A 13,212-nucleotide genomic window follows, 5' to 3' on the forward strand; every position below is an offset into this window, starting at 1 on the left:
TTTATTCCTCCTTGTTTTTCTTCTCAAAGCGTTTCTGGGTTTGATGATAATAGCCGATCTCAAACTTGCCCTGGTCCGGCAGGCTCAGCCGGGCGGGGAAGCCGCTTTCCGGCACAAGGGCGGCCAGCTCGGTGATCTGCTTGTTGTAGAAGACCGCCTTGCCGTCCGGCAGCTTCTGCAAATGTTTCTGTGCCAGCTTGAGCAGGGTGGGGAACACAAGAGCCGGGGTGGCGCAGGCCGAGTTGAAATACCGGTCTTTGATGGTGGTGTTGATGCCGGGGTTGGCATCGCTCTGCACTGCTTCCAGCACAGAGAACAGCCGCCCCAGAATGTAGGGCACATTGGTGGTTTCGTTCAGGCTCACAGTAAAGACCTCCTTGTTCAGATCGGTGGGGGAATTGCGCAGGTAATAGGCTTTCAGAATGGCGGCACGCCCGCGGGTCACGTCCTGCTCGGCGCGGATGCGCATCGTCACGCCGTTGAGCAGTGTGGCGGGGTAGCGCCCGCCGGTCAGCACGGCACGCAGCAGGTCACCGGCCAGCTGCGGTGCGGGGGAGGGGCTGCGTTCCTTGCGGTTGACGGTCTCCATGGCCAGTGCCCAGACGGACAGCGTTTTGCGGTTATCATAGGCCGGGCGGGTGATCTCCAGTGCGTCGGCGTGTTTTTGCAGGTTCCGGGCAAAGGTTCCAAAAGTATCCCGCAAGAAGAACCGCACCGAGAGCCGCGCGGCATTGGGGGCCAGCCCCAGCACATAAAAATGCTGATCCGGCGCAAGCTCTTTTTCAAGGAACGGCACGGTCTGCCCGGCGGCCAGCCGTTTCAGCGCCGCCTGCACATCCGCTTCCTCAATGCCGGAAGCTTCCTCTGCACCAAACAGGAACAGGCTGAACGCATCCTGATACGCAGGCTCCGCACTCTCGGCCCAGCAGACGATGGTGGTGTCACCCACGCGCTTGCAGTGGTTCCGGTCTGCAATCAGCAGGTTCAGCGCGGTGGTGTAGGCAAAGGCGGCGTACTCGCTCACGGGAGCATTCTCGCCCTGCTCGTGGCCGTAGGAACAGAAGGCCGGTGCGTTGAAGGAGACCAGCGCGGCACCGGCGCTTTGCGCGCCCATCACGCCCTTGATGGCGGGGTGCACCAATGCGGCAGGGGCCTGCTTGCCGGTGATCAGGCACTGCATCGTGGCGGCGTCTGCGTCTGCGGCACCATAGTGGGCCTGCCAGGCCGCCTGAATGGCGGGGGCATCGTTGGCGAGAATGTGGTGGTGGTCTGGCGCTTCGTAACCGAAAATCAGGTTGGAGTTTCCGGTCAGATCTTTCCATTCTGCGTTCAGCAGGGGATGTTCTGCCGCCTGCGCCGGGTCCCAGCTGTCAAAATAAGCCAGAATGGCTTTTGCGGCGGGGTCGTCCACGCCGTCCAGCAATTTATGGTGCAGCTGGGCACAGGCCTCGAAGCACTGTTTGGCGCGGTCCGGTTTGCCCTTTTCATCTGCGCCCAGAAGATAGGACGAATTGTCGCACAAAAAGTTGGCAGCGATGCCGACGGTACGCTTGACGTGGGCGGGTACCCGCAGCTCCCGGGGGACGATGACCGTCTTTTTGCCCTTGGTCTCGCTGACGCGCAGGTCCACAACGTCCACCAGCTGTCCGGCATCGTTCAGACGCAGCTCATAGCTCACCTTGAAGCGGCCGTCCCAGCCGGGTGCGGCGATCTTGCCCTGCCGCAAAAGCTGCTCATAGTAGGCGGTCAATGCTTGCAGGATCATGTGAACACCTCCACATTCCGGCAGTCCAGCACGCCGTCCACCAGCTTTGCCCGGAAGAACTGAGGCTGGATGTTTTCCGGGTCCGCGTAGTCCAGGTCATAGAGCATGAAGCCCAGGTCCTGCGTGACGGGCAGGGCAGGGATGGGCTCCCCGGCGGGCCATTCGCGGAAGTTGGCCGGAAATTCCCGGCAGCCGAAACACGGCTGGTGATAGCACTGGCCTTTGTTCAGCCGCCGCCGCAGGATGTCCTGGAACTTGCCGGGATTATCGCCGGGTGCGGCCTTGTCCGTCATGGTAAAGTGGCACTCGATGACGTAGTGCACATCCTGCAGCACCAGCGCGGCCCGCTGCTGAATGTCTGCCGAGGTGTACAGCACCGGCGCGGCACCGCCCTTGGCCGCACTGAGCGCCGCCGAGGAAAGCAGGGTGGATTTGACTTCGTTGCGGCGGATGTTGGTGAACCGCACCGGGTTCAGCAGGTAGATGCGATCAATATGGTACTTCATGCCCGGGTGCCAATAGATCGCTTCCACCAACCCTCTTGCCGCGGACGGCGTGATGATGTCGTAGCTCACGCGCTCTGTCTTCATCTCGGGACGGCTGAAGCAGGCGTAATCGCCCCACACTTCGATCAGCATTGACATGGGTACCGCCTCCTTTCTGAATCCGGTCGTGCAGTCTGGCAGGAACTTGTCTTAGCCATAACGTTCACTCCTTTCTGTTTCAAGCTTCATGAAAAAGGTCTTTGGCGTTATCTTGGCATACAGGCAGACAGCTGTCAATTTGTTTGGCGTATGTGACGCAAAATGGGGAGTGCAGCGCAGATGCCCGCAAAGGAAGAAGCTGCCCGGCCGCTTCTCTCTTTGTCTGTATTCTACCGGAACAAAAGTCCGATACACAGGACTTCTATCTGTTTTCAGCTGTTTTTTCTCAGAAAAACAGGCCAATGCCGGTCTCCGCGTCCAGCGCAAGGCCGGTTTTGGCGCTGTACTGGTTCAGGTCCGTCAGGATGGCGCTGCCTTCTGGCAGCAGTTCCAGCGCCCCGGCAGCGTCCAGCTTTTCAAACTGCGGCGCATAGCAGGCCACGCTGTAGGTGCCCAGACGGCGGTACAAACTGCGGCTGACCATGCCGCTGCGCAGCTGGGCACAGAGTGCTTCCCCTTCGCCGATGGGCAGATAGACCGTGCGGGTGGGCGTTTCGATCAGCTGGAATTCCGTGGCCACCTGCGCAAACGGGAACTGACAGCCGGAAATGCCGTGGCGGAACGCATCCAGAATGCCTTTTTTGTCCAGTGCCTCGGCACCCCGTGCAAAGTAAAGCTCCTGAAAATAAGTGCGGATGGCATCCGGGGTGTTGAGCTGCGCATAGTCATTTTCATGGCAGCGGGCGGCATACTGCAGGGCGTGCACATGCTGGTGCAGCATCTGCGGCACCGCGCAGCCTTCCAGCCGGAAGCAGGATACCCGGCTCTCTGCCGCGCTGCGGCGGCCCTCGCGGTTGCAGCGCCCGGCGGTCTGCAGCAGCGAGTCCAGCCCGCACTGCTCCCGGTAGGCGGCGGGGAAGTCTACGTCCACACCGGCCTCGATCAGGGAGGTGGACACCACCCGGCAGGGCAGGCCGTCCGCCAGCCGCTGCCGGATTTCTTCCAGCTGGCGGCGGCGGTCTGCGGCGCACAGCAGGGTGGTCAGGCAGAAACTGCCTTCTTCGGGCAGGGCAGCATACAGTTCCTGCGCCGTCTTGCGGCGGTTCACCACGCACAGCACCTGCGGCAGGGCGGCCAGCTGTGCTGCAAGTTCTTCCTGCGGCAGCGTGCCAATGTCCCGGATGGTCGTGCGGCGGAGGGTCTCATAGAGCGTTTCCGTGTCCGGGCTGATCTCCTGCATCCGCAGTTCCGGGGCAAATTCCTTGAAAAGGGATTCCAGCGCAGGCTGGGTGGCAGTGCACAGCACAGCGGTGGCGTGGTAATGCCGCACCAGCTGGGCAATGGCGCTGATGCAGGGCTTGAGGTAGTCCAGCGGCAGAGTCTGTGCCTCGTCAAAAATGATCACGCTGTCAGCGATGTTGTGCAGCTTGCGGCAGCGGCTGCTGCGGTTGGCATAGAGCGACTCAAAAAACTGCACGGCGGTGGTGACGATGACCGGCGCATCCCAGTTTTCGCTGGCCAGCAGCTGGCGGTACTGGGCGGGTGTCAGGTCTTCGGTGTTGGTGGTCTTGTATTCGGCGCTGGAGTAATCCGCAAGGACGTTTTCCTCCCCCAGAAGCTTTGTGAAGTTTGCAGCGGTCTGGTCGATGATGGACATATACGGGATGACGTAGATCACCCGCTTCATGCCCTGCGCGGCGGCGTGCTCCAGCGCGAAGGCCAGCGATGCAAAGGTCTTGCCGCCGCCGGTGGGCACAGTGAGGGTGTAGAGCCCCTGCGGCCCGTGGGCCCCTTTGTCCAGACAGGCTTGCAGCACGGCGTTGCGCTGGCGGCTGACCGGGGTGGTGCTCTCCGCGCCGAGATAGCGCTCTGCCTGTGTCCGGGCCTTTTCCAGCAGGGCGGGGATGCCCTCGCCGCCGCCGCGGGGCGCGGCCCGGCCGTTCATGAAGGTCTCGGTATCAAGAAAATCTGCGTCTACCAGGCAGGAGTAGAGCATCCGGGTGAAGAAGGCAAAATCCAGTGGGTCGCGGTTGGCCCAGGCGGGCGGGGCGCTTTGCGGCAGGGGCACTTCCTGCCAGCCGCCGTAAGGCTCCACGGGCTTTTTCAGGCGGCCGAACAGGGTGCCGTCCTCCGGGTCCGCATTCCGCTGATTGCCGCCGTCCGGCAGGCCGGTGTGATGGCCCGCAACGGCAAAGGCCGCCTGCGGGTGCGGCGGGCGGCATTTCATGGCTTCCTGCGCCCCGGCGGTGGCGTGGTCCACCCGGGGGCCGTCTTCCAGCAGCCGTTTCTGGAAGGCAGTGCTGTATTTGCCGATATCGTGGAGCCAGCCGGCGAAGCGGGCTTCCTCCGTTGCGCCGAAGGGTGCGGCAAACTCTCCGGCCAGGTCAGCTGTGCCGGAAAGGTGCTCATAGACGGTTTGTGTGCGGGCTTTATCCTCGCTGATGTGGGCAAGTGCCGGATTTGAATTCATGCGTGCCACTCCTTTCCTATCTGCCCCAACGATACCGCGCTTTGGGAATGCTGTCAAGAAATGGCAAAATCTTTGGTGCTCTGCACGAAACGGGCAGCGCGTTCCCCGGCATTCTGCCAAAAACAAAACCGCCCTCCCGCGCCCGGAAGGGGCAGGGGAGAGCGGTGAAAAGGGACGGTTTAATCTTCTTCGTGGGATTCCATGGCGTTGAACCGCTCAAGAAAGCTGTGCTCCACGCCCTCGGACTTATAGCCCGGCATGGTGTCCAGCGCCACGGCGTGGATGCTGCGGAAGATGCTGTTCTCGATGTTGGGGTTGTCGCGCTTCAGGCGGCGCAGCAGGGTCTTGACCTCCTGCCGCTTGGAACCGCCGCCGCCGTTGTCGCACATGGTGCAGTTTTCGGTAAAGCGGCAGGCGCACTGGATGAATTCCAGCTCGTTGTAGCGCTTCCACGCGAGGATATCTTCCTCCCGGATGCAGTACATGGGCCGGATCAGCGTCATGCCGGGGAAGCTGGTGCTATGGAGCTTGGGCGGCATGGCCTGCAGCTGGGAGCCGTAGAACATGCTCATGACGGTGGTTTCGATCACATCGTTGAAGTGGTGGCCCAGTGCAATTTTATTGCAGCCCAGCTCCTTGGCCTTGCTGTACAGGTGGCCGCGGCGCATCCGGGCGCAGAGATAGCAGGGATTTTTGTCGGTGTTGTTGGCCACGGCAAAAATGTTGCTTTCAAAGATGGTCACCGGGATGTGCAAAAGCTCTGCATTGCTCTCAATTTTCTGGCGGTTAATCTCATTGTAGCCGGGGTCCATCACCAGAAACACCAGCTCAAAGGGCACGTCGCTGTGGCGCTGCAGTTCCTGCATGAGCTTTGCCATCAGCATGGAGTCCTTGCCGCCGGAGATACACACGGCAATGCGGTCACCTGCCTGCACCAGCTCGTAGCGCTTGACCGCCACGATGAAGGGCGTCCACAGTTCTTTCCGGTACTTTTTGATGATGCTGCGTTCGATCAGCTGATAGGGTTCCAAATCTCGCTTCATAATACTCCTCTTTATTGGGTCAGGGCGTTGTAACAGGCATCGAACGCCTGCAGAAAGCCGGTGATCTCATCCTCGGTGGTCAGGTGGCTCAGGCTGATGCGCCACGAGGACAGGGCGTTGCGCCGGTCATGGCTCACGGCGAACACCGCCCGGGAGGGCAGGCCGTCCGACGAGCAGGCCGATTTGACCGAGACGCACACGCCTTTGGCGTCCAGCTCTCGCTGGAACACGGTGCCCTTCACGTTCTGTACGCTCAGGTTCAGGATCTGCGGCACGGCGTGCTCCGGGCTGTTGATGCGTACCTTGGGGTACTTTGCCAGCTCTGTGCGCAGGCGGGCGTTCAGGGCGCGGATGTGTTCCACCCGGGCGGGCAGCTCGGTCACGGCCTTGTCCAGTGCCAGCGCCAGCGAGCAGGCCAGCGCCACGGTGGGCGTGCCGCTGCGGTAGATGGTGGTGCTTTCGCCGCCGTGGATGAGGGGCTCCAGCGCAAGGCCCCGGCGCTTGACCAGCACGCCGATGCCGTTCAGCCCGTAGAACTTATGGGCGGTCAGGCTCATGGTGTCGATGCCGTCGAAAGAAACCGGCAGCTTGCCCACCGCCTGGGTGGCGTCTACATGAAAATGGCAGTGGGGGCGGTCTTTCAGAAGTTCCGCGATTTCCGCCACCGGCTGCACCACGCCCAGTTCGCTGTCCACGGCGGTGACGGCCACCAGAATGGTGTCCGGCCGCAGCAGCTCGTTCAGGTGGTCAAGATCCACCGTGCCGTCCTGCCGGATGTCCACAAGGTCGATCTCGTATCCCTGCTCCTGCAAAGCGGTCAGGCTGCCGCTCACCGAGGAATGCTCCAGCGGGGTGGAGATGATGTGCTTGCCGTGGTGGCGCTCCAGCCGGGCGATGCTCTTGATGGCAAAGTTGTTGGCCTCGCTGGCACCGGATGTATAGATGATCTCGGCGGGCTGCACCCCCAGGCTGCGGGCGATGCTCTGGGTGGCCTCGTCGATGGCGGCCTTGGCGGCGGCACCGGCCGCATGGCGGGAGTTGGCATTGCCCGGGCAATGGCGCTCTATTTCACAAAACCGCGCCAGCACGGCTTCATCCACCGGCGTGTTCGCGGAATAATCCAGATAGATCATAGATCCTCCTGAGATACACATTATAATAGTAGGAAATTGCAGCAGGTTCTATTATAGTGCGCTTTGGCCCGGATTGCAAGAGAGCGGCGCAAAACTTCCGGGCTGGAAATCCAAGAGAATTGCCCAAAACGGTTGCGAAGCGGCAAAAAGTCTGCTATAATCACAAAAAAGACTGCCAGCGGCCTTTTGCGGGGCTTTGGGCGGCAGTTTTGTTTGGAAAGAGCCTGAAGGAAAGGGGAGAGCACCATGCTGCACACGAATCACCGACTGCGCTGCACAGCTTTTTCCATTTTCCGGGCGGAATCATTGTTCCCAAATTTCAGAGGCATTGCCGTTTGAACAACGGCGGTGCCTCTTTTTTTGGGCTGGGAAGTTCTGTAGGAGGCAGAAAAACTCATGAGTGAAAAAATCGACTACTCCAAAGGCATTTACGACGCGCGCCAGCTGGGCACGGGCCGCATGTTCATCCTGGGCGTACAGCACATGTTTGCCATGTTCGGCGCAACGGTGCTGGTGCCGCTGCTCACCGGCCTGAGCGTTTCCACCACCCTGCTGTGCGCGGGTCTGGGCACCCTGCTGTTCCACCTCATCACCAAAAAGAAGGTGCCCGCATTCCTGGGCTCCTCCTTCGCTTACCTGGGCGGCTTCTCCATCGTGGCTCCCATGCTGGCAGATGCAGACGGCAACCTGACCGTGGCCAACACCAAGATGCTGCCTTACGCCTGTGCCGCCGTCGCTTTCTCCGGCCTGGTATATCTGGTGGCCAGCCTGCTCATCTCCACCTTTGGCATCCGCCGCATCATGAAGTTCTTCCCGCCGGTGGTCACTGGCCCCATCATCATCTCCATCGGCCTGATCCTGGCTCCCTCCGCCATCTCCAACTGCCAAGCCAACTGGCTGCTGGCCTTTGTGGCGCTGGGCGTGGTCATTATCTGCAACATCTGGGGTAAGGGCATGGTCAAGATCCTGCCCATCCTGATCGGTGTGCTGGTGTCCTATGCAGTGGCACTGGTGACCGGTGCCGTGGACTTCCAGCGCATCTCTGAGGCAGCCTGGATCGGCATCCCCCTGCACAAGGAGGCCATGGGCCTGTTCGCCATCGACGGCAGCCCCGAGTTCATCAGCGCACTGTTCACCATCATCCCCATCGCTCTGGCAACCATGATGGAGCATGTGGGCGACATCGCCGCCATCAGCGCCACCGTTGGCCACAACTACATCAATGACCCCGGCCTGAACCGCACCCTGCTGGGCGACGGTCTGGCCACCACCATGGCCGGCCTGCTGGGCGGCCCGGCCAACACCACCTACGGCGAGAACACCGGCGTGCTGGCTCTGAGCAAGATCTACGACCCGCTGGTCATCCGCATTGCCGCTGTGCTGGCCATCATCCTGAGCTTCAGCCCCAAGTTTGAGGCCGTCATCAACACCATCCCCACCGGCATCATCGGCGGCATCAGCTTCGTGCTGTACGGCATGATCTCCGCCATCGGTGTGCGCAACGTGGTCGAGAACCGCGTGGACTTCACCAACAGCCGCAACCTGATCGTGGCCGCTGTCATTCTGGTGTGCGCTCTGGGCTTCAACTCGGTGGGCGGCGTCAGCTTTGCCATCGCAGGCGTCACCATCAACCTGTCCGGTCTGGCTGTGGCTGCCATCGCAGGCATCCTGCTCAACGCCATCCTGCCGGGCAACGACTACGAATTCGACGCTGCCGACGGTGCCGAGGCCGCTTCCAGCAGCAACCTGCAGGTCTGATATCTATACTATAATAGTACAAACCGCGAAAGCCGCTCTGCGCACTGCAGGGCGGCTTTTCTGCTGGGTTCGCATAGGCGCAGAAAGGGTGCATAAGGCAAATGAACTAAAATTCAAACCGTGTTTTTGGTGACTCTGCCAGATTTTAAAAAGTAGGAATAATTCTTAAAATTATCCTTGACTAACTAGGAATCATTCGCTATAATAGAGCCATGAGAAGCGCCGGTGAGTACCAACACCGCTGCTTCGGTCAAAAGAAAAACAGAGAATGATGGAGGTCTATTCTTATGAAGAAATATGTTTGCACCGTTTGTGGTTATATTGCTGAAGGCGAGATCCCGGCTCAGTGCCCCGTCTGCAAGGCTCCGGCCTCTGCATTTGTGGAAAAGACCGGCAACACCTACGTCACCGAGCATGTGGTGGGCATCGGCAAGGCCGAGGGCGTGCCGCAGGAGATCGTGGACGGTCTGCGCGCAAACTTTGAGGGCGAGTGCAGCGAGGTCGGCATGTATCTGGCTATGGCTCGTGTGGCCGAGCGCGAGGGTTACCCCGAGATCGCCGAGGCTTACAAGCGCTATGCTTATGAGGAAGCGGACCATGCATCCCGTTTTGCCGAGCTGCTGGGCGAGGTTGTCACCGACAGCACCAAGAAGAACCTGATGATGCGTGCCGAGGCCGAGTGCGGCGCCTGTGCCGGCAAGATGGACCTGGCCAAGAAGGCAAAGGCTCTGAATCTGGATGCCATCCACGACACCGTCCATGAGATGGCAAAGGACGAGGCCCGCCACGGCCGTGGCTTCGAGGGCCTGCTGAAGCGCTACTTCAACACCGAAGTCTGATCAGGTTTCCCCAGTCATCCATTCTGCCCGCTGCAGGACGCATTGCCCTGCAGCGGGCTTTTTGCGCTTGACAGCCTGCGTCTCGGCGGCTTATACTGGGAAAAATGGGGAACAAAAGGGGAATGGGAATGGAGAAACTTGCCAAAAACAAAACGGCCCCGGGCCGCTACGCCCTGCTGGACGAGCTGCGCGGACTGGACCTTGTCAGCATGATGCTGTATCATGCCTGCTGGGATCTGGTGTTCCTGTTCGGTGTGCAGATGAACTGGTATGCCGCGACGCCGGGTCATCTGTGGCAGCAATCCATCTGCTGGGTGTTCATCCTGCTTTCCGGCTTCTGCGTGCCGCTGGGGCACCACACTCTGCGGCGCGGCGCGACGGTCTTCGGAGCCGGGGTGCTGGTCACGGCGGTGACGCTGCTCTTTATGCCGGAGGACCGGGTCGTCTTCGGCGTGCTCACCCTGCTGGGTTCGGCCATGCTGCTGACCGGCCTGCTGGAACCGCTGCTGAAAAAGGTACCGCCCGCTGTCGGTCTCGCCGTGGCGGCGGTGCTGTTCGCGCTGACCTATCATGCGGCGGACCACTACCTCGGCATCGGTGCGCTGCGGCTGGCCCTGCCGGAAAGTCTGTATGCCAACTACTTCACGGCCTATCTGGGTTTTTACCCGTGGTGGTTCTATTCTACCGATTATTTCCCGCTGGTGCCGTGGCTGTTTTTGTTCTGGTGCGGCTATTTCCTGCACGGGGTCGTGGGCCGCACACGCATGGAACCGCTGCGCCGTTCGGTCTGCGCCCCGCTTGGCTGGATGGGGCGGCATTCGCTGGTGCTGTATCTGCTGCATCAGCCGGTCATCTTTGGGGTGCTTTGGGTCATCTTCCAAATTTTTCACTAAAAAGGCTTGACATGGCCCGTCAGCTGTGGTATCCTATCAGTGGTTAGAGAGAGCTAACCGTTAGGAGAGCGCGTCTGCAGTTCCAGACGCGTTTTCACGGAACATAAAGTTAGAGATATCTAACTAATATTGATTTGAGAGAGGTCGATCTTTTATGAGCAAAGTAGCAGTCGTATTCTGGAGCGCAACCGGCAACACCGAGACCATGGCAAACTGCGTCGCAGAGGGCGCAAACGGCACCATCGTGCCCTGCGGCGAGATGAACGCTGCAAAGCTGGCTGAGTTTGATGCAGTGGCTTTTGGCTGCCCCGCAATGGGCGCCGAGCAGCTGGAGGAGAGCGAGTTCGAGCCCATGTTCTCTGACCTGGAGGGCTCCCTGAACGGCAAGAAGATCGCCCTGTTCGGTTCTTACGGCTGGGGCGACGGCCAGTGGATGCGTGACTGGGTCGAGCGTGCGCAGGGTGACGGCGCACAGGTGCTGAACGGCGAAGGCCTGATCTGCAACGAGGCACCGGACGACGATGTTCAGGCAGCCTGCCGCAAGCTGGGCGCAGACCTGGCTGCATGGTAAGCCGGAAAAGCTTCTCTTGACAAAAAAGGTCTGGTGCGCTAAACTGTAAAAATGCCGCGTGTCGGCGTTTTTATAAGGTTGAAAGTTAGAAGACTCTAACTTTTCCGGGCGCAGCAGACCCTGTACAGAATGCAAAATGGCGGCAGGGGACAGCAGGCGGAAAAAGCCTGTGCTCCTGCCGTTTTTCGTTTGAAAAGGCGGTGTGTATGGCAGTGGCTGCAGCAATTGGTGTAACGGTAGGCTTTGCATTTCTGCGTGGTGCGGTGCGCCGCGCTGCGATCCGTTCGGCCCGGAAAAGCAGAAGGTGAAGATCAGGAGGAACGGACCCGATGTCGAAGGCCCCGAAGAATTTGGACAAAAAACGCGCAGAGGAAAAGCTGCTGGTCAGCGAGATGATCGCTCTCTACTGCCGCAAACAGCACGGCACCCCCAAAGGCAGCCTGTGCCCGGAGTGCCAGCAGCTGCACGACTATGCCCTGGCCCGCATCGACCGGTGCCCGTTCATGGAGACAAAGACTTTCTGTTCGGCCTGCAAGGTGCATTGCTACAAGCCGGAAATGCGGGAGAAGATCCGCGCTGTCATGCGCTGGGCCGGCCCGCGGATGCTGCCGGTGCACCCGGTGCTTTCCCTCAAGCATGTGGCGGTGACCCTCAAGGCGAAGCGCGAAGCCCAAAAGGCTGGCTGAGTTTTCCAGCATAAAGCCTCTGCACCCGGGGCAACCTAAGGGCAGAGAGGTGATAAACATGGAAAACATCGGCGTGACCTGTGATGTCTGCGAGTGCTGCCACAATGTTGGCGGCTGCAAGTGCGACCTGCCCCAGATCAAAGTGACGGAGCAGTGCACCTGCACCACCCAGCAGGTGGAGACCCCGCACTACTGCCAGAACTACGAGAAAAAGTAAACCCCTGACGCAAAACAGCTCCCGCCAGAGCATTCCTCCGGCGGGAGCTGTTTTCGTTGTACTGTAAAGTTACCGCAGCGTCACGTTGCAGGTGGCAAGGCTGCGCACCAGCGTGCCGACGCTCTCCTTCATCTGGATGCCGGCAAAGCCCAGCGCAAAGGCGGCCTGCACATTGGCCAGGTTGTCGTCGATGAAGACGCACTCGTCCGCCTTCAGGCTGTATTTGTCCAGCAGGGCCTGATAGATGCGGGCATCGGGCTTGTTGATGTGCACCTCGCAGGAGGCCACGCCGCCGTCAAACTGGTCCAGCACGCCGCGGGCGGTCAGTAGTTCCAGGATGTCCTCGGGGATATTGCTCAGGTAATAGACGCAGTAGCCGTGGTTCTTCAGGCGGCGCACCAGCTCGATCATCCGGTGGCGGGGCCGCAGGATGTGGGTCCAGTCGTCCAGCACGCCCTGCACCTCGAACTCGCACCCGGCGGCCTGGGCATTCTTCAGCATGGTGGCATTGCCCTCAAAGCGGGAGATGAGCCCGGCGTCCAGCTTTTTCCACTCCTCGCTGCCAAAGGTGAGGTCGTAGACCTTTTCCTCCATCTCGGCACTGCACAGCCGGTCCACCAGATAAGCTTTCGGGTCAAAATCGACCATCACGCCGCCGATATCAAAAATAATGCTTTTATACATAACTGCCGCCTCGCTTGTATTGGATAGTTTTCTCAGATATTTTCCATAGTATACCACAACCGGGCGGGTGCTTTCCACCCCTTTGGCATAGAAAATGCCGCCCCGGCGTATGCTGTGGCAGAAAGGGGAGAGGTGCCGTGACCATCCGGGAATTGTGTGAAAAAGAGGTCGTGCAGCTGGAGCGCGGCGTGTGCCTTGGCCGGGCCGATGATCTTGATTTTGACCCGGCCACCGCCCGGCTGCAGAGCCTGATCCTGCTGGGGCGGCCCCGGCTGTTCGGGCTGCTGGGCCGGGACGAGAGCCTGACCATCCCCTGGCAGGAGATCGAGACCATCGGCACGGATGCCATCCTTGTGCACACGGCCCTGCCGGAACCGCCCCCGCAGGCGCAGGAGCTGACCTTCTGGCAGAAGGTAAAGAAAACGCTGGGAATGTGAGTTTTTTGTAAAATCAGGGGTGGACTTTTTCGGAGAAGTGACTATAATAATCGCAGAAGCTTTGTGCAAAAA

13 protein-coding genes are annotated in these 13,212 nt (G+C 60.3%); 7 read left to right on the forward strand and 6 right to left on the reverse strand.

The features are described from left to right. Position 1 precedes the first annotated feature (1 nt). The 5 genes from cas8c to CGS49_RS11125 form a co-directional block, all read right to left on the reverse strand. Positions 2-1,765 (reverse strand): type I-C CRISPR-associated protein Cas8c/Csd1, encoded by a 1,764-nt coding sequence (gene cas8c, locus CGS49_RS11105; RefSeq protein ID WP_097801867.1) that lies wholly within the window; start codon positions 1,763-1,765, stop codon positions 2-4. Next, complete coding sequence (cas5c, locus tag CGS49_RS11110) at positions 1,762-2,409, reverse strand: type I-C CRISPR-associated protein Cas5c (protein ID WP_097801868.1); 648 nt, start codon at positions 2,407-2,409, stop codon at positions 1,762-1,764. The genes cas8c and cas5c overlap by 4 nt, the downstream gene beginning before the upstream one ends. A 286-nt stretch (positions 2,410-2,695) precedes the next feature. After that, a complete protein-coding gene (locus CGS49_RS11115) occupies positions 2,696-4,879 on the reverse strand; it encodes a CRISPR-associated helicase/endonuclease Cas3 (RefSeq protein WP_097801869.1) in 2,184 nt (727 codons plus the stop codon). 179 nt (positions 4,880-5,058) lie between these two features. Further along, the gene (locus CGS49_RS11120) at positions 5,059-5,922 is read right to left on the reverse strand and encodes a tRNA 2-thiocytidine biosynthesis TtcA family protein (protein WP_097801870.1); all 864 of its coding nucleotides are present in this window, start codon (positions 5,920-5,922) and stop codon (positions 5,059-5,061) included. Between the two features lie 11 nt (positions 5,923-5,933). Further along, positions 5,934-7,055 (reverse strand): cysteine desulfurase family protein, encoded by a 1,122-nt coding sequence (locus CGS49_RS11125; RefSeq protein ID WP_097801871.1) that lies wholly within the window; start codon positions 7,053-7,055, stop codon positions 5,934-5,936. A 396-nt stretch (positions 7,056-7,451) separates the two neighbouring features. Between CGS49_RS11125 and CGS49_RS11130 the strand changes: the two genes are divergently transcribed. From CGS49_RS11130 to CGS49_RS11155, 6 genes are all read left to right on the forward strand, one after another. Beyond that, positions 7,452-8,813 (forward strand): uracil-xanthine permease family protein, encoded by a 1,362-nt coding sequence (locus tag CGS49_RS11130; RefSeq protein WP_097801872.1) that lies wholly within the window; start codon positions 7,452-7,454, stop codon positions 8,811-8,813. A gap of 287 nt (positions 8,814-9,100) precedes the next feature. Further along, positions 9,101-9,652, forward strand: coding sequence for an NADH peroxidase (locus CGS49_RS11135; protein ID WP_005926148.1), 552 nt, complete (start codon positions 9,101-9,103; stop codon positions 9,650-9,652). A gap of 128 nt (positions 9,653-9,780) precedes the next feature. Continuing rightward, positions 9,781-10,545 carry a heparan-alpha-glucosaminide N-acetyltransferase gene (locus CGS49_RS11140; RefSeq protein WP_179859070.1) on the forward strand — a complete coding sequence of 255 codons (765 nt, stop codon included), beginning with the start codon at positions 9,781-9,783 and terminating at the stop codon, positions 10,543-10,545. 154 nt (positions 10,546-10,699) lie between these two features. After that, a complete protein-coding gene (locus tag CGS49_RS11145) occupies positions 10,700-11,116 on the forward strand; it encodes a flavodoxin (protein ID WP_097801874.1) in 417 nt (138 codons plus the stop codon). A gap of 329 nt (positions 11,117-11,445) precedes the next feature. Further along, positions 11,446-11,802, forward strand: coding sequence for a nitrous oxide-stimulated promoter family protein (locus tag CGS49_RS11150; RefSeq protein ID WP_097801875.1), 357 nt, complete (start codon positions 11,446-11,448; stop codon positions 11,800-11,802). Between the two features lie 58 nt (positions 11,803-11,860). Then, the gene (locus CGS49_RS11155; RefSeq protein ID WP_097801876.1) at positions 11,861-12,019 is read left to right on the forward strand and encodes a DUF1540 domain-containing protein; all 159 of its coding nucleotides are present in this window, start codon (positions 11,861-11,863) and stop codon (positions 12,017-12,019) included. A gap of 69 nt (positions 12,020-12,088) precedes the next feature. Here the strand turns inward: CGS49_RS11155 and CGS49_RS11160 are convergent, their stop codons facing one another. After that, on the reverse strand, positions 12,089-12,703 hold the full coding sequence (locus CGS49_RS11160) for an HAD family hydrolase (RefSeq protein ID WP_097801877.1): 615 nt from the start codon (positions 12,701-12,703) through the stop codon (positions 12,089-12,091). 137 nt (positions 12,704-12,840) lie between these two features. Between CGS49_RS11160 and CGS49_RS11165 the strand changes: the two genes are divergently transcribed. After that, positions 12,841-13,140: a PRC-barrel domain-containing protein gene (locus tag CGS49_RS11165; RefSeq protein WP_097801878.1), complete on the forward strand. Its 300-nt coding sequence runs from the start codon at positions 12,841-12,843 to the stop codon at positions 13,138-13,140. Positions 13,141-13,212 lie beyond the last annotated feature (72 nt).

Source organism: Faecalibacterium langellae (genome assembly GCF_002549775.1).
GTDB classification, from domain to species: Bacteria; Bacillota; Clostridia; order Oscillospirales; family Ruminococcaceae; genus Faecalibacterium; species Faecalibacterium langellae.

Coding starts and splice junctions, on each gene's coding strand:
- CGS49_RS11140 (WP_179859070.1), top strand. CDS start 9,781: ATGGAGAAACTTGCCAAAAACAAAACGGCCCCGGGCCGCTACGCCCTG.
- CGS49_RS11135 (WP_005926148.1), top strand. CDS start 9,101: ATGAAGAAATATGTTTGCACCGTTTGTGGTTATATTGCTGAAGGCGAG.
- CGS49_RS11155 (WP_097801876.1), top strand. CDS start 11,861: ATGGAAAACATCGGCGTGACCTGTGATGTCTGCGAGTGCTGCCACAAT.
- CGS49_RS11125 (WP_097801871.1), bottom strand. CDS start 7,055: ATGATCTATCTGGATTATTCCGCGAACACGCCGGTGGATGAAGCCGTG.
- CGS49_RS11160 (WP_097801877.1), bottom strand. CDS start 12,703: ATGTATAAAAGCATTATTTTTGATATCGGCGGCGTGATGGTCGATTTT.
- CGS49_RS11145 (WP_097801874.1), top strand. CDS start 10,700: ATGAGCAAAGTAGCAGTCGTATTCTGGAGCGCAACCGGCAACACCGAG.
- CGS49_RS11150 (WP_097801875.1), top strand. CDS start 11,446: ATGTCGAAGGCCCCGAAGAATTTGGACAAAAAACGCGCAGAGGAAAAG.
- CGS49_RS11130 (WP_097801872.1), top strand. CDS start 7,452: ATGAGTGAAAAAATCGACTACTCCAAAGGCATTTACGACGCGCGCCAG.
- cas8c (WP_097801867.1), bottom strand. CDS start 1,765: ATGATCCTGCAAGCATTGACCGCCTACTATGAGCAGCTTTTGCGGCAG.
- CGS49_RS11120 (WP_097801870.1), bottom strand. CDS start 5,922: ATGAAGCGAGATTTGGAACCCTATCAGCTGATCGAACGCAGCATCATC.
- CGS49_RS11115 (WP_097801869.1), bottom strand. CDS start 4,879: ATGAATTCAAATCCGGCACTTGCCCACATCAGCGAGGATAAAGCCCGC.
- cas5c (WP_097801868.1), bottom strand. CDS start 2,409: ATGTCAATGCTGATCGAAGTGTGGGGCGATTACGCCTGCTTCAGCCGT.